A 17,878-nucleotide genomic window follows, 5' to 3' on the forward strand; every position below is an offset into this window, starting at 1 on the left:
TGCCCGGGCCATCTACATGGACCGTGCCGACGGCCTCTCCCCTCTGAATGCTGATTCAACTGTCGGCCGAGGCCGACGCTTCGTCGTCACCTGTCGGCCGACACCTGTCTGTCGGAACCGACAGGAAGATTCACGAGGGAACACCCGCTCGAAATTGCTGCGCGACGCTCGTCAGCTCGGTAGTGAGACTTCCGGAACAAGCGCGCCCTCACATGCGTATGAATCGGCCTCATGCGACTCGCTCACCGACTGCTCATCTCCCACGCACTCATGACCGCCGCGCTGCTGGGCGCGGCTGCCTTCTCGGGGGTGGCCATCGTCCGGATGACGTCCCTGCTCACGGAGGTCCGTGAGGAGCAGCTCGGCGGAGTCATCAAGGAGGAGGCCGTCCATCAGGCCGCCTGGGCCGTGGAGGTGGCCGCCCGTCAGGGCCTGTTCGCTTGTGAGCACAGTCCCCAGGAGGTGCCCGCTGCCGCGGCGACGCTCGGGCAACGGCTCACCCACCTGGACGCCCTCCTGAAGCGTCACGGCGCCGCCACACAGCCGTTGCTCCTGCGCGCGGCCGAGGGCTTCAAGAACTACGCAAGCCACATCCTCCAGGGCGACACGTGCGAGCGGCTGCAGAACGCGGCGCTGCGCAACCAGCGCCTGCACCTGGCGGAGCAGCTCACCGACGCGTGGATCAACACCACGCTCGCGCTGCACTCGGCCATCCGTCAGCGCGAGATGCGGGCGCACGACATCGGCTCGTCCGCCATCGCGGTGGGGCTCATCCTGGGGGCCATGGCGGTGGTGGCGGCGTGGGCGGTGGCGCGGTGGGTGGCTCAAGGGGTGACGCGCCCGCTGGGGCAGTTGTCCGCGCTGGCGCACCGGGTGGGGGACGGCAACTTCGCGCCGCTGCCCGCGGTCTCCGGGCCCAGTGAGATTCGCGCGCTGTGGGCGGACCTGGACCGCATGCGGGGCCGGCTGTCGGAGCTCGACCAGCTCAAGGACGCCTTCGTCGCCTCCGCCTCTCATGACCTGCGCACGCCGCTGGCGCGGCTGCGCACGGCCATCGGTCTGTTGGCGGACGGCACCGCGGGCCCCTTGACGGCGCAGCAGCAGCGCGTGGTGGCGCTGGCGCAGGTGGCGTGCGAGCGCGAGATCCGGCTGGTCACCGCGCTGTTGGATTTGACCCGGGTCCAGGCGGGCAAGGCCGTGCGCCGGGACGAGGGGTGTCGGTTGGATGACGTCATCGCGCGCGCCGTCGAGGAGGTCAACGAGCTGGCGGAGGAACGCGGTACGAAGCTGGTGCTCCAGGCCGAGGGCACGACGCCTCCGGCCTCGCTGGATGCCGCGCTGGTGGAGCGCTCGTTGGTGAGCCTGATGACGAATGGTGTGCGCGTCTCCGCGCCCGGTCAGACTGTCTACGTCACCCGCACGCTCATGCCCCGGGGGCCGGATGGCCAGCCCGGGACGTGGGCGCGGATCGAGGTGCGGGATGAAGGCCCCGGCGTGCCCGACGACGTGCGTCCGCGGGTCTTCGAGCCCTTCTTCACCCGCGCGGTGGGCGCCGCCGCCGCGGATGGGTTGGGGTTGGGGTTGCCCCTGGCGCAGCGGATGATGCGGGCGCTGGGCGGTGATGTGCTGGTGCTGGAGAACGCGAACCCCGGCGCGCGGTTCGTGCTGGTGTTCCCGCTGGGGTTGGGAGCACCCGCCCCGGTGGCGACGGAAGCGATGTCCAAGAGGATGGAAGGATGAAGCACCCCCGCGGTGGACATGTGTTGGTGGTGGACGACGACGCGGAGCTGTGTGAGCTCATCTCGTTGAGACTGGAAGCGCGTGGGATGAAGGTCACCACCGCGCTCACGGCGGCCCGCGGGCTGGAGCTGCTCGAGCAGGAGGAGGTGGACGCCGTCGTGCTCGACCTCCGGCTGGAGGGGGCGGATGGGCTGGAGGTGATGGGACAGATGCGGGCCCGCTCGCCGGACCTGCCCGTCGTCATCCTCACCGCGCACGGCACCATCGAGACGGCCGTGGAGGCGATGCAGCGGGGCGCGTATGGCTTCCTCACCAAGCCCTTCCAGGACCACGAGCTGGTCCAGAAGCTGTTGCACGCGACGGAGCGCAGTGACTTGCGGCGGGAGCTGGCCGACCTGCGCCGCATCGTCGCGGGCACCACGCCCGAGCGACTGCTGGGCACCAGCTCCGCCATCGCCGAGGTGAGGGACCGCATCGCGCGGGTGGCCCCGTCCGAGGCGACGGTGCTCATCCTGGGCGAGTCCGGCACGGGCAAGGAGCTGGCGGCGCGGCAGGTCCATGCGCTGTCGCGGCGCGCGAGCGGGCCGTTCGTCGCGGTCAACTGCGGGGCGCTGCCGCCGGAGCTTCTGGAGAGCGAGCTGTTCGGCCACGTGAAGGGCGCCTTCACCGGGGCCACGCAGACGCGCGAGGGGTTGTTCGGCGCGGCGCGCGGCGGGACGTTGTTCCTCGACGAGATTGGCGAGGCGGCGCTCCGGGTCCAGGTGAAGCTGCTGCGCGTGCTCCAGGAGCGGCGCTTCGCGAGGGTGGGCAGCACGGTGGAGGAGGAGGCCGACGTGCGCATCGTGGCGGCGACCAACCGCGACCTGCGTGAGGAGGTCGAGGCGAAGCGCTTCCGCGAGGACCTCTACTACCGGCTCGCGGTGCTCCCCATCGTGATGCCTCCGCTGCGCGAGCGGCTGGAGGACATCCCGATTCTCGCCACGCGGCACCTGGAGCAGGCCGCCGCGCGCAACGGGCTGCGGCTGCCCCGGCTGGCGCCGGAGGTGATGGACCTCTTGCGCTCGCACTCGTGGCCGGGAAACGTCCGCGAGCTGGTGAACGCCATGGAGGCGCTGGTGCTGCTGGCGCCCGAGGACGACATCCGCTTCGAGCACGTGGCGCGCATGTTCGACCCGCCGACGTCCTCCCGCGCGCCAGCGGACGCCGCTCGCGAGGAGGAGCAGGACTGGCTGAGCGCGGAAGGGGAGCTGCCCACGCTGCGCGAGGCGAGAGACCGCTTCGAGCGGCGCTACCTGTCCGAGGTGCTCCGCCGCTCGAAGGGCAACGTGGCCGCGGCCGCGCGCACCGCGAGCCGCAACCGGACGGACTTCTACGAGCTGTTGCGAAGGCACGGCCTGTCGCCCGCGGAGTTCAAGTAGCGCCGGGGACGGAGGGACGACGGGCTTGATTGGTTTTTGCAATCGAGTTACGTAAGCGTCCGATGCTCCGCCCCATGTCCCTTCCAGCGCGCGCCTGCGCGGCCACCCTCGCGGTGTTGTGGCTGACGTTGCCGCTGGTGGGGGTGCTCCATTCGGACGAGCACGCGCACCGCTACTGCGCCGAGCATCGGGCGTTCGAGGAGTTGGACGACGCGGGGCTCCTCGCGTCCGCCGTGCGACAGGGGCCCGGGGCCGAGGTCGCGCTCACGGATGGCGAGGAGGATGGAGATTCGCATGCGCGGTGTGCCCTGGCCTGGGCACAGGCGCGTCAGGCGGTGTTCCTGCCTGCTGGACTCCTGCTGACGGTCCCGTCGTCGCGGCCGCTCCTCACGCTCGAGGAGTCCGTGGGGAATGGCTCCGGAGTTCCGTTGCTGGCGCTCGCACCGAAGGGCTCTCCGCCCGGTCGCTGAGCCGTCGCAGTCCGTCTCGTGTCGCGGGCCTGGGCCATGGCGCCCAGCGCCTCGTCGCGCGCGTTTCCTTCAATTCCTCTCTCAATGGATTCATCATGCCCAAGGGCAATCGGACCATCGTCCATCTCGTGTCGACCGCGAAGACCGGCTACTTCTACACGACGACGAAGAACAAGCGGAAGTCGCAGGACAAGCTCCAGCTCAAGAAGTACGACCCTCGCGTGCGCAAGCATGTGCTGTTCGTGGAGGGCAAGCCATGAGCGAGCCCGCCGTGAAGCGCCGCCTTCCCACCACCGTCCTCTCCGGTTTCCTCGGCGCGGGGAAGACGACCCTGCTCAATCACATCCTCAACAACCGTGAGGGTCTGCGCGTCGCCGTCATCGTCAATGACATGAGCGAGGTGAACATCGACGCGCGGCTCGTGCAGGGCGGCGCCTCGCTCAGCCGGGTGGACGAGAAGCTGGTGGAGCTGTCCAACGGCTGCATCTGCTGCACGCTCCGGGAGGACCTGCTCGAGGAGGTGGGGCGGCTGGCCCGTGAGGAGCGCTTCGACTACCTGCTCATCGAGTCCACCGGCATCTCCGAGCCGCTGCCGGTGGCGGAGACCTTCACCTTCGCCGACGAGTCCGGCCGCAGCCTGTCCGACGTGGCGAGGCTGGACACGCTGGTGACGGTGGTGGATGCGCTCAACTTCCTGCGCGACTGGGAGGGCTCGCAGGGGCTGGCCGAGTGTGGCCTCGCCATCGCCGACGAGGATGAGCGGACGGTGGTGGACCTGCTGGTGGAGCAGGTGGAGTTCGCGGACGTGCTGGTGCTGAACAAGACGGACCTGGTCTCCGCCTCCCAGTTGGAGGAGCTGGGCGAGATTCTGCGCAGGCTCAACCCGGAGGCGCGGCAGGTGCTGGCGGAGCGGGGCAGGGTGCCGCTCGCGGAGGTGCTCGATACCCGGCGCTTCGACTTCGAGCGCGCGAGTCGTGCTCCGGGGTGGCTCAAGGAGCTTCGCGGCGAGCACGTGCCGGAGTCCGAGACGTACGGCATCCGCAGCTTCGTCTTCCGCGGCCGCGTGCCGCTGCATCCCCAGCGCTTCTGGGACTTCATCCATGGGAGCTGGAAGGGCGTGCTGCGCAGCAAGGGGTTCTTCTGGCTCGCCACCCGGATGGACATCACGGGCGTGTGGGCCCAGGCCGGTGGCGCGTGCAGCTTCGAGCCCGCGGGCCTGTGGTGGGCCGCGGTGCCTCGCGAGGAGTGGCCGGAGGAGCCCGAGGCCCAGGCGGAGCTCGAGCGCGAGATGACGGGGCCGTATGGGGACCGGCGTCAGGAGCTGGTCTTCATCACCCGGGATGCGGACCCCGAGGAGGTCCTGGGGCAACTCGAGGCGTGTCTCTTGACGCCCGCGGAGCTCGCGCTGGGCCCTTCCGGATGGTCTGCGCTGGAAGACCCCTTCCCGGCGTGGGAGGTGGTGCGCGACGAGGACGCGGCCGCCGAGGAGCGGAGCGCCTGATGGAGCCCGCCTCGCGGTGGGAGTCACGCGCTCCCGAGTCATGGTCCGCCTCGCACGTCCTCGTCTGGCAGCCCTCGGAGCTGACGGAAATCTATCGCGAGGGTCTCAACCTCTGCGTGTGGCGCCGGGGCCTGGGCTCCGAGCTCAGCCGGTGGTTGGGGACTGTCTGTGCCCGGCACACCCTCCACGTCGTCGAGCGCGTGGATGCAAGACGCCTGGACTTCCGAGGGACACTCGCGGAGCTGTCGGGGGTGGAGGAGCGCGAGGCCTGGTGTGAGGACCTGCGCCAGCTCTGCCAGGTGTACGCGGACCTCCTCGAGTGCCGGTGGCTGGGCGTGCGGCTCACCACGTTGGAGCGGGAGATGTGTCCGCGCTTCCACGTGGACCGGGTCGGCGTGCGGTTGCTCTGCACCTACGCGGGCCCCGCCACCGAGTGGCTGCAGAACGCGGACGCGCTGCGAGAGGGGCTGGGGCCGAAGGGCGAGGTGCTCCGCGCGGGCGGGCGCGTGCAGCGATTGGAGCGCTTCGACGTGGCGTTGTTGAAGGGAGAGTCGTGGCCCGGGAACGCGGGGAACGGTGTCGTCCACCGCTCCCCGGCGCTCGTGTCAGGGCAGCGGCGCATCATGCTCTCCATCGACGCCGTCGACTGAAAGGGCATGGCCTGCGATAACGGGCGGGCCCTGTCCTCCGAGGGGCGGGCACCTGCACCCGGCCCGAGTTGGGGGCGTCAAAGGAGTTGCCGATGGCGTGGGGACTTCGGGTGGCCTCGTACAACCTCCTCGCGGATTCCTACATCCGACCGGAGTGGTTTCCGAACACGCCCGCGCACCTCTTCGAGCCGCGAAGGCGACAGGAGGCCCTGGCCCGACGCATCCTGTCGCTGGACGCGGACATCGTCTGTCTCCAGGAGGTGGAGGCCTCCACCTTCGACGCGCTCCAGCGGTCCCTGTCCTCGCACGGGTACTCCGGTGTGCTGGCGTTGAAGCAGCAAGGCAAGCCCGACGGTTGCGCGGTGTTCCATCGCGTGGAGCGCCACGTGGGGCACCGGGCCCACTACTTCAAGGACGTGCTGGAGGACGGGCGCGTCTCGGGGCACCTGGCGCTGGTCGTCGACTTCGCGGTGGGGCAGGACCGCTTGCGCGTGGCGTGTACGCACCTGCGATGGGACCGGCCCGACAGGCCGGTGGCGCTGCACCAGGGGATGCAGCAGGCCACGGAGCTGCTCGGGGAGGTCGTCCAGGCGGACCCAGGCGCGCTGTGGGTGGCTTGCGGTGACTTCAATGCGCGCCCCGGCGAGCCGCTGGTTCGCGCGTTCACCGAGGCGGGGCTGGAAGACGCCTTCCAGGGCCAGCACGCGCCCACGTGCAACGCGAATGGCGAGGCCAAGGCCATCGACTTCATCTTCCACTCACGGGGCCTGAGCGCCCGCCCCGTTGCTCCGCCGGTCATCGATGACCTGACGCCGCTGCCCTCGGAGCAGGAGCCCTCGGACCACCTACCCCTGGTCGCGACGCTGCGGCGGGCGTGAGGCAAGGCCAGTCCGTTCCGCGCTAGATGCTGATGATGAAGGGGCCGATCTGGAAGGGGCGATGGTCGACACGCAGCGTCTCCCCGCCGCGGTACGGGTCGCCTCGGGAGTTGTTGATCACCGCGTCCTCGTCGAGGAGCAGGACGAAGCGGTGGTAGCCGCCGGGATACCACCGGGCATGGTGTGCGCAGACCTCGGGTGACGCGAGCACGATGTCACAGTCCTCGGCGGAGCCGATGACGATGCCCGTCTCCCGGGAGCAGCGCGCTTCCAGGTTGTCGACGTGGCGTGTCTCCACCTGCCCGGTCCGGGTGTCTTCGATGTGCACGGCAATCTGGCTCATGTGAGGGATTGTAGAGGAACTCCTGGGAAGCCTTCAGTCAGGGGCGGAGCGCCCCGTGGCTGGCGGCCCTCTCCTTGTGGTCCTGGAGCCGCGTTCTCGACGCGCCATGTCGCGGGCCCGTGTGTCCCTCCAGTCGGAAGACGAGGCATGCCGTCTGCAAACCCATGGTGCATGAAGAGGAATCCATGAACGACCGAGTCCACCGCGCCGCATCCTCTCCGTCCCGGGCGCCTCGGATGCGACGGCACCCTGGCCGAGCCCTGGCGCTCGGGCTGTGGCTCGGGAGCACGACGACCCTGGCCGCTCCCACCGAGCCTTGGTTCGACAGGGGTGCGGTCCTGGTCGAGACGCCCGAAGGTGGCGCGTACTACGGGTTGGATACGCAGAAGCGGATCGCCTGCGAAGGTCGCCTCTGTCTTTGGCGCGTGGTCCAGAGCATGGGGCCCTGCTTCTACGGACTCTGCACGAGCCAGCAGATGGTCATGTCGGACCGGGAGGGGAGATTCCTGGGGGCGGCACATGACCTCGACGCGTGGTCCCCGAGCACCCTGCGCTTCATCGACGCGGGGCATGTCGAGGTCGTCACCACGAGCAGGAATGAGCCCTTCAGCATCCCCGCCAATGCATTGGACCCGACCGCCGTATCCCGCCAGGTCCTGAAGGTCGCGTCGGATGGCTCGCGATTCATCGCGGCCCCCCTTCGAACGCCGAAGTGGACGAAGCCCGCGGCGCGGCGTGGGAAGGCGCCAGTCGACCCGAAACCTCCCAGGTCCCTGCCCGTGGATGACGCGCTCCTCGCTCGGGCTCGCGCCCTGTGCCGCGAGGACCTGCGCTTCAATCCCGTGGACCATGCCTGTCGGGACGGGACCTGTTTCCTGCTGCTCTCCGGCGTCGAGCCCTCGTCCGAGGCCGATACCGAGGACGCCTCCCCACCGGCGGAGGCCGGCCTCAAGGGACCTTTCTGTGGCCTCCTGGTGAGGGGGGACGACCTCCGGTCGCTCGGCTTCGACGAGGACGGGGTCGAGGTCCAGGTGTCATCCACCGCGTACGCCTTGTCGGGACCTGTCGGCGCCCGCGGCTCGATGGAGCACATGGAGACGCTCTCCCGCAGCCGGCCGGGCTACATGGTGTTCAGTGACACCGTGGGCGCGGTGGTCGACGGAATCAGGCCGTACCCCGTGCGGTCGGCGCAGTCCACGGAGGCCGCGCTCGCGTTGGCCCCCACGGCCCAGGCCTATACGCCCGCCCATATCACCTGGGGGCTCGCGGGTTGGAAGGACGCGGAGGACCTGGCTTTCGCCTGGCGGCTGGCGCGCGTGGGTGGGGCGCTTGCCCTCCACGTGGAGGTGCACGATGACAGGGTTGTTCCTCTGGGCACCGGTACCGGTGTGCACTCGGACCATGTGGAGTTCACCGTGCACCGGATGCGCACGCCTGGAGCGTTCTCCGAGCTCAAGCTGGGCCTCCTGCTCGCGGCGGGAGGAAAGGTCGAGGCGCGTGACTGGACGGGAGAGGCGAACACCCCCCTTCCCGCCATCCAGGGCACCTGGCGCAAGCGTCCTCGGGGATACGAGATGACGCTCACGCTCCCGTTGGCGGACCTCCTCGGCGCGGCGGAGCCGAATATCTCCCTCGGCGTCTCGCTCGCGGTCTCCGATGCGGACGCGCGAGGCAAGCAGGAGACGCTGATGAAGCACAGCGGAACCCTGATGTTCTGGACCGAGTACCCGCCGAGCATCGACGAGTACCGGCGCCACGGCGCCATGGAATGACGCGCGGGCGGGGGCTACTGCATCGTCGTCAGCACGCAGCCCCAGCCGTCGTAGTCACCCTCGTGGGCCTGGAGGACCTCCAGGATCTCCACCGTCACCTCGTCCGCGCGCCCCTCCGCCAGCGAGTCCTCTCGGGTGAAGGACACGGCCCACCGCGTATCGGGAGGCTCGGGCGCGCGCGGGGCGGAGACCTTGAACCCCTTCTTCGCGAGCTGCCCCCCGGCGCGGGTCGCCTGCTCCTCGCTGGAGAAGTGCGCCAGATGGTCCACCTCGCGCGCCACTTCACTCCGGTCTCCTTGCTTCGCCAGCAGGTCGAGCAGGCTCCGGTTCGACATCAGGTGGCGGTGGAGCTCCGGCGGATAGAGCCAGTCGAAGTACACGGCCCACTCCGGGTCCTCCTCGAGCTCCAGCTCCAGCGTGTAGTCACCCTGCACGGGGGTCACCACGCGCTGGACCTCGGACTGCGAGACGCCGCGCGGGCCGAAGAAGAACGCCTCCGTGAGGCCCTGCCCCACGCTGCGGCCCACGAAGAGGAACCCCAGCGCCCCGAGCGCCGGGACGAACGCATCCTCCAAAGCGAAGAGCGCGTCCGACTCCTCACGCGAGCGCAGGCCGTCCGGCCGGGGCGACTTCATCGCCACGCGCACGGTGAGCCGGAGCGGATGGCTCGAAAGAGGCGCCTGGGACGCCGCCTCCATGTCCAGGAGGAACGACGTGGGGCCGTCCTCCAGCTCCATCAGATACGTATCGAAGTTCTCCTCCCAGGCCTTCACCGCGCTGCTCACTGCTCACCTTCCTCCACCGTGAGCTGGTACGAGTCCTGGAAGTTGGCCTCGCGGTTCTTCGCGTCGCGCACCTCGAAGATGTAGACGCCGGGCTCCGCGCTGAAGCGGATGCTCTCCGGCTGGTCGCCCTTGGCCCGGTCCGCCGTCTGCACCAGCGACAGCTTCCCGTCCGGCTGCACGCGGTGCAGGTACAGGCCCACGTCCACCTTGAGGATGCCCAACAGCGTCGCCTTCAGCGGCGTACGCACCGGACGGTCCGACAGGTCCAGGCGGTAGAAGTCCGTGTCCTTCACCGGGAACACCGTGCCGCGCACCGCCTTGCCGAGCGTCAGCTCCTGCGCGCGCTCCAGGTTGTTGTTCGGCTCGCGCTCCTCGCCGCCGTTGTCCGGCACCGTGGTGATGCTGATGCGGTAGGGCTGCTCCGCGTTCTCGAAGTCCTTCACCCACTTGCCCTCCACCTTGCGCGACGCGCCCTCCACCCGGAACCAGCACGAGCCACTGCACGCGACGTTGTTCAGGCGCTCGGGCTCCTTCAGCGCGCCGTCGTTGGCCCGCAGCAGCACCGTCTCCTGCTGACCGTCACCCTGGGGCGGCTCCACCATGGAGAGCACCAGGTCCAGCCGCTCCACGCCCGACAGCTCCACCTTCGCTAGCACCGGCTCCGTCGTGCGCAGCACGAAGTGGTCCACGTCGCCCTTGGGCGAGATGAAGCCCTCGCGGTAGCCGCCGGCCGTCAGCGGCGTCGCCTTGTACAGCTCGTCGTTGGGCTCCAGCTCCGCGTTCGCGCCGGCCTCCTCCTGTGTCACGGTGAGCGTGTACGGCGTGCCCGAGTTGAACGTGCGGCGCGCCTCCTTGCCCGTCCCCGTCCAGCCGCCCTTCACCACCACGTAGACCACCCGGTCCGTCGCCCGCACGCCGATGTTGCGCAGCGACAGCGCCTCGCCCTCCTTGCCTCGCAGCGAGAACAGCGGCGCCTCGGCCGCCGACAGCACGGAGAGCTCCGGCCGCACGCCCTCCACCGCGGACAGTTCGATCTTCAACGCCACCGAGGGAGGCTCGGGCGGCACGGCGGTGCCCGCGTCCGTCGCCTGCGCCACCGCCGCGCCCTGGGGCCGAGGCGCCGCGGGGGGCTCTCCTCCGGCGAAGGTGCCCGAGGGGGCGGGCGGCGTGTCCAGCGGCGCCGCGCCTTCCTCCGGCGTGCCCGTGGCCGCGCCGCTCTCCGAGCCCGGAGCGGGGGAGGGCGCCTCACCCTGCGCGGCGGCCGCGCCCTGCGCCACGGCGCCCTGGAGCGCCTCGGCTCCCTGGGGCGCGGCGCCCTGCGTCGGCGTGGCCCCCTGCGCGTCGTCCGGCGCGGGGACGCCCTCGCCCGGCGGAGGCGTGGGGACGGCGGCCTCGGGCAGCTCCACCCGGTACCAGTCCTCGTCGCCCGCGTGGCCCAGGAACGCCGTCACCGTCTGCCCCAGCGGCAGGGGAATCGCGTCCACCGCGCGATCATTCGGCTCGTGCTCCTCGCCGTCGTTGGGCGCGCGCATCTTCACCGTCAACGTGTACGCCCCGCCCACGCCCTTGCGCGCGGGCGCCACGCGCACCCAGCGCTCCTTCTCCACGTAGAGGTTGGGGAAGCGCTCCGGCTTGCCGTCGCCCTCGCTGTTGACGGCGGCCAGGCGGTTCCTGTCCCGGTCATGGACCTCCAGGGTGATGTCCCCGCCGGGCAGGCCCGACACGGTGACGTCCACCACCCGGGGCGCGGAGGGCGCCAGCCGGTACCAGTCCTCGTCGGCCTTGTTGGGCTGCGCCGTCAGCTCCGCCGTCACCGTGCTGTCGCGGGTGATGTCGAGCGCCTGCTCGGGCCGCTCATTGGGCTCCTGCTCCGTGAGCGCCGCGGGCCCTGTCTCCACGGGCCCCGCGTCGGGCACCTCGGCCGGCTTGTCGTCCTTGCAGGCGACCAGCGTCGCGGCCAGCACACAGACCCACCCCCAGCGTCGCGTCACGTTCATTCTCCGCATCGTGCCGCATCACTTCCTCGCGGCGTCCGAGTGTCAAGCACCCCAACATCGCGGCGGGCGCTTTCATCCCCCCGGGCCGGGGATCCGCTGTCGCTGGATTCACCGCGAAGACTTCCAGCCAGGGACTGGAGCCGTCGACGCGGGGCGATCCAAGATGGCGCCATGAGCCGCCTCCCCCTCGCCCTGCTGCTGCTCTCGAGCGCCGCGCCCGCCGCGTCCACCGCCCCGCCGGGCTACGCCCAGGCCTCCGACTACCTGGAGCGCGAGCGCCAGCCGGAGCGCTACTCGCCCCTGCACCTGTTGGATGGACGCGACACGACGGCCTGGTGCGCCACGGGGACGCCGCCCGCCGCCGTCACCATCGGCTTCAAGGACGTGGTGACCATCGACGAGGTGCGCGTCTACACGGGCGACGGCACCGACAAGGCCGCGTACAAGGCCCACGCGCGGGCGAAGAAGCTCACCCTCACCACCGTGGACACGTCCAAGAGCCTCAAGGTGGAGGACAAGCGCGGGCTCCAGGTCGTCCCCATCAGCCCCGCCATGACGGGCAACCGCTTCACGCTGGAGGTTTCCGAGCGCTTCCCGGGCACGGCGGAGAACGGCCCCGTCTGCGTCACCGACCTCATCTTCTACTCGGGAGGCAAGGCGCTCAACGGCACGTGGCTTGCGCCCCGGCTGCGCTACGACGCGCGGCTGGCGCCCCTGTTGGGCACGTGGTTCAGCGGCCTGGAGGGCGCTCCGGACCGCTTCCTCTCGCTCTACGTGGACGGGACGTACCGCTTCGCGCACGAGCCGCTGGAGGGCGGCGAGCCCAGCGCCGTGACGGGCACGTATGCCCTGTCCGGTTCCCGACTCACGCTGGAGGTGCCCAAGCGCGGCAAGGTGACGCTGCGGCTGCAGAAGGGCGGCTCGGACGATGCGGGCGCCACCTTGGAGCCCGAGGGGGCCCTGGCCGAGGAGTGGGGCCGCGGTTTCCGCGGCCAGCCCTAGGTCCGTCCGGCGTGCCGCCCGTCTAGAGGGCGGCCACCTTCTTCTTGGCGCTGAAGCGGCGGAAGAAGTCGATGATCTCCTTCTCCGCGACCTTCACGTCGGTGGCGTCCTGGAATTCCGACTCCAGGAAGATGCCACCGCAGGACTCGCAGGTGTCGTAGTGGAGCGGGTGCTGGCGGTCGCCGCCGTCCACGCGGACGAGGTCGACATGGCACTCGGGGCACTGGCCGGTCAACGCCTCCGCGTCCACCTTGCCTCCCTGATGCTCCAGCCCTTGGAGGTTGTTGTGGAGCAGGACCCGGTTCAGGTCCGCGACGTCGATCCAGAGCCCGCCGCAGTCTCCACACTTTCGCAACGTCTGGTCATCCCCCTCGAGATCGGCCATCTCGACGTTGCAGCTGGGGCAATCCATGGGACGGTTCATTCTCCTGCAATGGGGGACGCACGTCCCCAGTGGTCCGAGAATGATAGGTCGCGCGAAATTTGGGATGCAACCCACGTTGCCGCTTCTGTTGGCAACGCGCCGTCTGGGGGTCGAAAGGCCCCGTGCTCCTCAGGCCTTCGCCTTGACCCGGCGGATGTCCGCGCCCAGGGCGCGCAGCTTGCGCTCCAGCCGCTCGTAGCCGCGGTCCAGGTGGTAGACGCGGCTGACGTCCGTGCGCCCCTCGGCGCGCAGGCCCGCCAGGATGAGCGAGGCGCTCGCCCGCAGGTCCGTGGCCATGACGGGCGCGCCGCTCAGGTGCTTGACGCCCTTCACCACCGCGGTGTGCCCCTGGATGGTGATGTCCGCGCCCAGACGGTGCAGCTCCGGCACGTGCATGAAGCGGTTCTCGAAGATGTTTTCGCTGATGACGGATGTCCCCTGGCTCACACACATGAGGGCCATGAGCTGGGCCTGCATGTCGGTGGGGAAGCCCGGGTGCTCGGTCGTCGTGATGTTGACGGAAGTCAGGGTGCGCGGGGCCTTGCAGCGGATGCCGCCGGCCTCGGCCGTGAGGGTGCACCCGGCCTCGCGCAGCTTGTCCATGACGGCGTCCAGGTGCTCGGGGACGGCGTGCTTCACCAGGACGTTGCCGCCGGAGATGGCCGCGGCGACGAGCAGGGTGCCCGCCTCGATGCGGTCCGGGAGGATGGCGTGCTCGACGGGCTTGAGGCCCTCCACGCCCTCCACGGTGATGACGGAGGTGCCGGCGCCTTCGATGCGCGCGCCCATCTTGTTGAGCACCCGCGCCAGCTCCTCGATTTCGGGCTCGCGCGCGCAGTTCTCCATGATGGTGCGGCCCTTGGCCAGCACGGCCGCCATCAGCACGTTCTCCGTGCCGGTGACGGTGATGACGTCGAAGTTGACGGTGCCGCCCTTGAGCTGCTTGGCGCGGGCCTCCACGTAGCCCTCCGTCAGGTGGATGTCCGCGCCCAGCGCCTTGAGGCCCTTGAGGTGCTGGTCGATGGGGCGCGCGCCGATGGCGCACCCGCCCGGCATGGACACCCGCGCCCGCCCGAAGCGCGCGACGAGCGGCCCCAGCACCAGCACGCTGGCGCGCATCGTCTTGACCAGGTCGTACGGCGCCTCCGGGGTGATGTGGCCGTTGACGCCCACCTCGCAGACGTCCTTCTTGCGCGCGGTGAGCCGCTCCGCGCCGCAGCCCATGGTGCGCAGCACCTTGAGCATGGTGGCGACGTCGGCCAGGTCCGGCACGTTGCGGAAGGTGGAGGTGCCGTCCGCCAGGAGCGCGGAGGCGAGGATGGGCAGCGCCGCGTTCTTCGCGCCCGAGACGACGACCTCGCCGTGCAGCTCCGCGCCGCCCTTCATCACGATCTTGTCCATGTTGCTTCCGGCCCTCAGCCCTGTGGCCCGCTGACCGCGGGCTGTGTCCCAAATGCCATGCGCTCCCGCCGCTCGAGGTCCTTCTCCACGCGCGCGTCCTCGTAACCGGCCGCGCGCAGGAGCTCCAGGACGGCGGGGCCCTGCGTCTCCCCCATCTCCAGTGCAAGCAGTCCGCCAGGCTCCAACCACTTCCGGGCCTCGCTGACCACGCGCTGGAGGGCGACCAGCCCGTCGGGCCCTCCGTCCAGCGCCAGCCGGGGCTCGCGCCGCACCTCGGCGGACAGCCCGGCAATCTCCTCCGACGCGATGTAGGGCGGGTTGGACACGACGACGTGGAAGCGGGCGTCGGCGGGCAGCGGGGAGAACAAGTCCCCCTGGAGCACCGTCACGCGCTCGGAGACCTTGAGCGCCTCCGCGTTCTCGCGCGCCAGCGCGCACGCGTCCGGCGACAGGTCCGTGGCCGTCACGGACAGCAGGGGCCGCTCGGCCGCGAGGCTGATGGCGATGCAGCCGGAGCCCGTGCACACGTCCAGCGCGCGCGCGGGCGCGTCCTTGGGCAGCTTGCGCAGGGCGGCCTCCACCAGGAGCTCCGTCTCCGGGCGGGGGATGAGCACGCGCGCGTCCACCTTGTAGGCGCGGTTGTAGAACTCGCGCGTCCCGGTGAGGTACTGCGTGGGCTCACCCGACAGGCGCCGGGCGATGAGCGCCTTGTAGGTGGCCAGCTCGTCCTTGGAGAGCGGGCGGTCCAGGTCCACGTACAGCCGCACGCGCCCGGTCTTCAGCACGTGCGACAGGAGGATTTCCGCGGTGAGTCGCGGCGCGTCCACCTGCCGCTTCTCGAAGTGCTGCGTCGTCCAGGTGAGGACCTTGCGGATGGTCCAGGTCTCGCTGCTCATGCTTCGGGCTGTGGCCTCGGACCGCCGCCCGTCTGCGCCTTGAGGGCCTCGGCCTGGTAGAAGGTCCGGCAGGCGGTGATGATGTCCTCGATGTCGCCCATCATCACGGCCGGCAGGTTGTGAACCGTCAGACCGATGCGGTGGTCCGTCAGCCGGTCCTGCGGGAAGTTGTACGTGCGGATCTTCTCGCTGCGGTCGCCCGTGCCCACCTGCGAGCGGCGGGTGGAGTCGCGCTCGGAGCGGATGCGCTCCTGCTCGATTTCGTAGATCTTCGCGCGCAGCATGCGAAGGGCCATGTTGTAGTTCTTCAGCTGGCTCTTCTCCTGCTGGCACTTCACCACGATGCCCGTGGGCCGGTGCGTCAGGCGCACCGCGGAGTCCGTGGTGTTGACGCTCTGGCCGCCGGAGCCCGTGGAGCGCATGGCCTGCCGGTCGATGTCCGCCTCGTTGATCTTCACGTCCACCTCCTCGGCCTCGGGCATGACGGCCACCGTGATGGTGGAGGTGTGGATGCGGCCCTGCGTCTCGGTGGCCGGCACGCGCTGGACGCGGTGCACGCCGGACTCGTACTTCAGGCTGCTGAAGACGGCGTCGCCCGACAGCGTCACGGTGGCGTCCTTCACGCCGCCCGCGTTGCCGGGGCTCATGTCGATGATGTCCGACTTCCAGCCGCGCGTGTCCGCGTACCGGAGGTACATCTGCATGACCTCCTCGGCGAACAGCGCCGCCTCGTCGCCGCCCGCGCCCGCGCGAATCTCCAGGATGACGTTCTTGTCGTCATTGGGGTCCTTGGGCAAGAGCAGCACCTTGAGGCTGGCCTCGAGCGCGTCGCGCTGTTCCTTCAGTCCGGGCAGGGCCTCGCGCGCGTAGGTCTTCTCGTCGGCGCTGCCGGCGTCGAGCCAGGCTTCGACCTCCTTGAGGTCCGCGAGCACCTGGCGGTACGTCCGGAACGTCTCCACCAGCTTCTCCAGGCCCGCACGCTCCTTGGAGACCTTCTGGAGCCTCGCCGAATCGGCGAGCACGTCCGGGTTGGACAGGTCCGCGGTGAGGCGCTCGAACCGGCGCTCGACGTCTTCGAGTTTGTCAATCATCGTCGTTCCAGGGGGTATTGCCCCTTTGTCCGGCTGCTGGCAAGGGAGGACGGAGTCAAGAAATTCCTTGGCCGCTCGGGCGGTAGCATGAAAGAAGGGCCGCCCTCACCGCCGAGCCTCGTGCCCGAGCGGTCGGTCTCACATCACCTACACGGAGTCCTTCCATGCCCGCCCAGAAGGGAAATCGTTCCAAGAAGAAGGTCGCCAACCGCGCCAAGGGCCGGAAGGCCCAGCTGAAGCGCCGCCGCAGCCGCGCCAAGAAGGGCCAGTCCAACAACAAGGTCTGACGCGCCGGTTACTCCCTCCCGCCTGTCGCGGGGGAGGGAGTCGGCCCGGCCCACGGCTCCAGCTCGGGGAGCATCTTCCCCAGGGAGCGTGAGCTTTCGGCCACCAGGCGCAGCACCTCCTCGGCCGCCGGCCCCGTCACGGGCACCGGCTGGAAGGGGAGCTCCGGGAAGCGGTCCGTGCGCAGCGGCAGCACCTCGCTCTTGAGGTAGCCCTCCGGTCCGAAGGTCCCCTTCCACAACGCGCTGCGCTTGTCGCGCGGGTTCCAGTTCCCCCCGAAGACGAAGTTGCCCAGCGAGTACACCACGGGCCTGCCCTGGAAGAGCTCCATGCCCTGGAGCACGTGGGGGTGGCTGCCCAGCACGCCCGAGGCGCCCGCGTCGATGGCGGCGTGCGCCAGGCGGACCTGGTAGGGCTCCAGCACCTGGGTGCCCTCGCGGCCCCAGTGGAAGTAGGGCAGCACGACGTCCGCCTGGGCCTTCGCCAGGGCGATGTCCTCGCGCAGCATCCGCTCCATCACGTCCACGTCGGAGAAGTGGCCCGCGACGCCCGGCGTGGTGTCGGTGGCGTAGACCTCCGGCGGCTCGATATTGCGCTCGCCCAGGAAGAAGTAGCCCAGCAGCGCCACCCGCAGGCCGCCCACGGTGAGGACTGCGGGACGGCGCGCCTCGGCCAGGGTGCGCCCGGCGCCGAAGTAGGGGATGCGCGCGGCCTCCAGCGTCGCCAGGGTGTCGAGCAACCCCTGGGCGCCGTAGTCCATCAGGTGGTTGTTGGCCAGGCTGACCACGTCCACGCCGCCCGCGGTGAGCGCGCCCACCAGCTCCGGACGGGCCCGGAAGTTGAAGTTCTTGGGCAGCTTCTCGCCCCCTTCGGTGAAGGGGCACTCCAGGTTGATGACGAAGAGGTCCGCCGCGTCACCCAGGGCGCGGACCTCCTTGAAGCCATAGGCGAAGAGCTCCTCCCGGGAGCGGCCCTTGGCCAGCTCGTCGTCGAAGAACTTCTGGTGGTTGTGGCCGAGCGTCACGTCCCCGCCGAACAGGAGGGTGATGGGGCGGGGGACGGCGGGCGGGGAGGGGGGCGCCAGGGCGGCGGGCGTCCCGGCGTCCTCGGTTTGTCGGGCCGGGGCGGGAGGGGTGGGGTCCACCGTCACCGGGACGGGGCGTGGATGACAGGCGGAGAACAGGAGGAGCAGCAGGGCGGCGTGGCGCATGGACGGAGGGAAACT

18 protein-coding genes are annotated in these 17,878 nt (G+C 70.2%); 10 read left to right on the forward strand and 8 right to left on the reverse strand.

Translation table 11 applies throughout. The annotated features are described in order from the left end of the window. Positions 1-231 precede the first annotated feature (231 nt). From K8625_RS24780 to K8625_RS24810, 7 genes are all read left to right on the forward strand, one after another. The gene (locus K8625_RS24780; RefSeq protein ID WP_223745687.1) at positions 232-1,740 is read left to right on the forward strand and encodes a HAMP domain-containing sensor histidine kinase; all 1,509 of its coding nucleotides are present in this window, start codon (positions 232-234) and stop codon (positions 1,738-1,740) included. Then, on the forward strand, positions 1,737-3,158 hold the full coding sequence (locus K8625_RS24785; protein ID WP_141329971.1) for a sigma-54 dependent transcriptional regulator: 1,422 nt from the start codon (positions 1,737-1,739) through the stop codon (positions 3,156-3,158). Before K8625_RS24780 ends, K8625_RS24785 begins: the two co-directional genes overlap by 4 nt. A gap of 74 nt (positions 3,159-3,232) precedes the next feature. Beyond that, complete coding sequence (locus tag K8625_RS24790) at positions 3,233-3,628, forward strand: hypothetical protein (protein ID WP_223745689.1); 396 nt, start codon at positions 3,233-3,235, stop codon at positions 3,626-3,628. A gap of 95 nt (positions 3,629-3,723) precedes the next feature. Beyond that, entirely contained in the window at positions 3,724-3,888 is a 165-nt protein-coding gene (rpmG, locus tag K8625_RS24795; protein ID WP_046714983.1) for a 50S ribosomal protein L33, read from the forward strand. Beyond that, positions 3,885-5,129, forward strand: a complete 1,245-nt coding sequence (gene zigA, locus K8625_RS24800) for a zinc metallochaperone GTPase ZigA (protein WP_223784089.1) — start codon at positions 3,885-3,887, stop codon at positions 5,127-5,129. Before rpmG ends, zigA begins: the two co-directional genes overlap by 4 nt. Continuing rightward, positions 5,129-5,779, forward strand: a complete 651-nt coding sequence (locus tag K8625_RS24805) for a DUF1826 domain-containing protein (protein ID WP_223784090.1) — start codon at positions 5,129-5,131, stop codon at positions 5,777-5,779. Before zigA ends, K8625_RS24805 begins: the two co-directional genes overlap by 1 nt. 92 nt (positions 5,780-5,871) lie before the next feature. Further along, a complete protein-coding gene (locus K8625_RS24810) occupies positions 5,872-6,657 on the forward strand; it encodes an endonuclease/exonuclease/phosphatase family protein (protein WP_223784091.1) in 786 nt (261 codons plus the stop codon). A 22-nt stretch (positions 6,658-6,679) separates the two neighbouring features. On the opposite strand, the gene K8625_RS24815 is transcribed toward K8625_RS24810, so the two are convergent. Beyond that, positions 6,680-7,000 carry an FHA domain-containing protein gene (locus K8625_RS24815; RefSeq protein ID WP_223745693.1) on the reverse strand — a complete coding sequence of 107 codons (321 nt, stop codon included), beginning with the start codon at positions 6,998-7,000 and terminating at the stop codon, positions 6,680-6,682. Positions 7,001-7,236: 236 nt separating this feature from the next. On the opposite strand from K8625_RS24815, the gene K8625_RS24820 reads away from it, so the two are divergent. Continuing rightward, on the forward strand, positions 7,237-8,772 hold the full coding sequence (locus K8625_RS24820; RefSeq protein ID WP_223784092.1) for a hypothetical protein: 1,536 nt from the start codon (positions 7,237-7,239) through the stop codon (positions 8,770-8,772). Between the two features lie 14 nt (positions 8,773-8,786). Here K8625_RS24820 and K8625_RS44530 read toward each other — a convergent pair whose 3' ends face one another. Together K8625_RS44530 and K8625_RS24830 are read right to left on the reverse strand one after the other, a co-directional pair. Further along, the gene (locus K8625_RS44530; protein ID WP_223745695.1) at positions 8,787-9,557 is read right to left on the reverse strand and encodes a DUF695 domain-containing protein; all 771 of its coding nucleotides are present in this window, start codon (positions 9,555-9,557) and stop codon (positions 8,787-8,789) included. After that, on the reverse strand, positions 9,554-11,563 hold the full coding sequence (locus tag K8625_RS24830) for an ABC transporter substrate-binding protein (protein WP_370641970.1): 2,010 nt from the start codon (positions 11,561-11,563) through the stop codon (positions 9,554-9,556). The genes K8625_RS44530 and K8625_RS24830 overlap by 4 nt, the downstream gene beginning before the upstream one ends. Positions 11,564-11,725: 162 nt before the next feature. On the opposite strand from K8625_RS24830, the gene K8625_RS24835 reads away from it, so the two are divergent. Further along, positions 11,726-12,556, forward strand: coding sequence for a discoidin domain-containing protein (locus K8625_RS24835; protein WP_223784094.1), 831 nt, complete (start codon positions 11,726-11,728; stop codon positions 12,554-12,556). Positions 12,557-12,578: 22 nt separating this feature from the next. Here K8625_RS24835 and K8625_RS24840 read toward each other — a convergent pair whose 3' ends face one another. The 4 genes from K8625_RS24840 to prfA form a co-directional block, all read right to left on the reverse strand. Then, a complete protein-coding gene (locus K8625_RS24840) occupies positions 12,579-12,968 on the reverse strand; it encodes a zf-TFIIB domain-containing protein (RefSeq protein WP_223745698.1) in 390 nt (129 codons plus the stop codon). Positions 12,969-13,109: 141 nt separating this feature from the next. Next, the gene (murA, locus tag K8625_RS24845) at positions 13,110-14,381 is read right to left on the reverse strand and encodes a UDP-N-acetylglucosamine 1-carboxyvinyltransferase (protein ID WP_223745699.1); all 1,272 of its coding nucleotides are present in this window, start codon (positions 14,379-14,381) and stop codon (positions 13,110-13,112) included. Between the two features lie 14 nt (positions 14,382-14,395). After that, positions 14,396-15,277: a peptide chain release factor N(5)-glutamine methyltransferase gene (prmC, locus tag K8625_RS24850; RefSeq protein WP_223745700.1), complete on the reverse strand. Its 882-nt coding sequence runs from the start codon at positions 15,275-15,277 to the stop codon at positions 14,396-14,398. Next, complete coding sequence (gene prfA, locus K8625_RS24855; RefSeq protein ID WP_141329943.1) at positions 15,274-16,368, reverse strand: peptide chain release factor 1; 1,095 nt, start codon at positions 16,366-16,368, stop codon at positions 15,274-15,276. Before prfA ends, prmC begins: the two co-directional genes overlap by 4 nt. Positions 16,369-16,532: 164 nt before the next feature. On the opposite strand from prfA, the gene K8625_RS43835 reads away from it, so the two are divergent. Then, complete coding sequence (locus K8625_RS43835) at positions 16,533-16,655, forward strand: hypothetical protein (protein ID WP_013941470.1); 123 nt, start codon at positions 16,533-16,535, stop codon at positions 16,653-16,655. 8 nt (positions 16,656-16,663) lie between these two features. Here K8625_RS43835 and K8625_RS24860 read toward each other — a convergent pair whose 3' ends face one another. Continuing rightward, positions 16,664-17,863: a CapA family protein gene (locus K8625_RS24860; RefSeq protein ID WP_223784095.1), complete on the reverse strand. Its 1,200-nt coding sequence runs from the start codon at positions 17,861-17,863 to the stop codon at positions 16,664-16,666. Between the last annotated feature and the right edge of the window lie 15 nt (positions 17,864-17,878).

It is taken from the genome of Myxococcus sp. AS-1-15, from assembly GCF_020037055.1.
Taxonomy (GTDB): domain Bacteria; phylum Myxococcota; class Myxococcia; order Myxococcales; family Myxococcaceae; genus Myxococcus; species Myxococcus fulvus.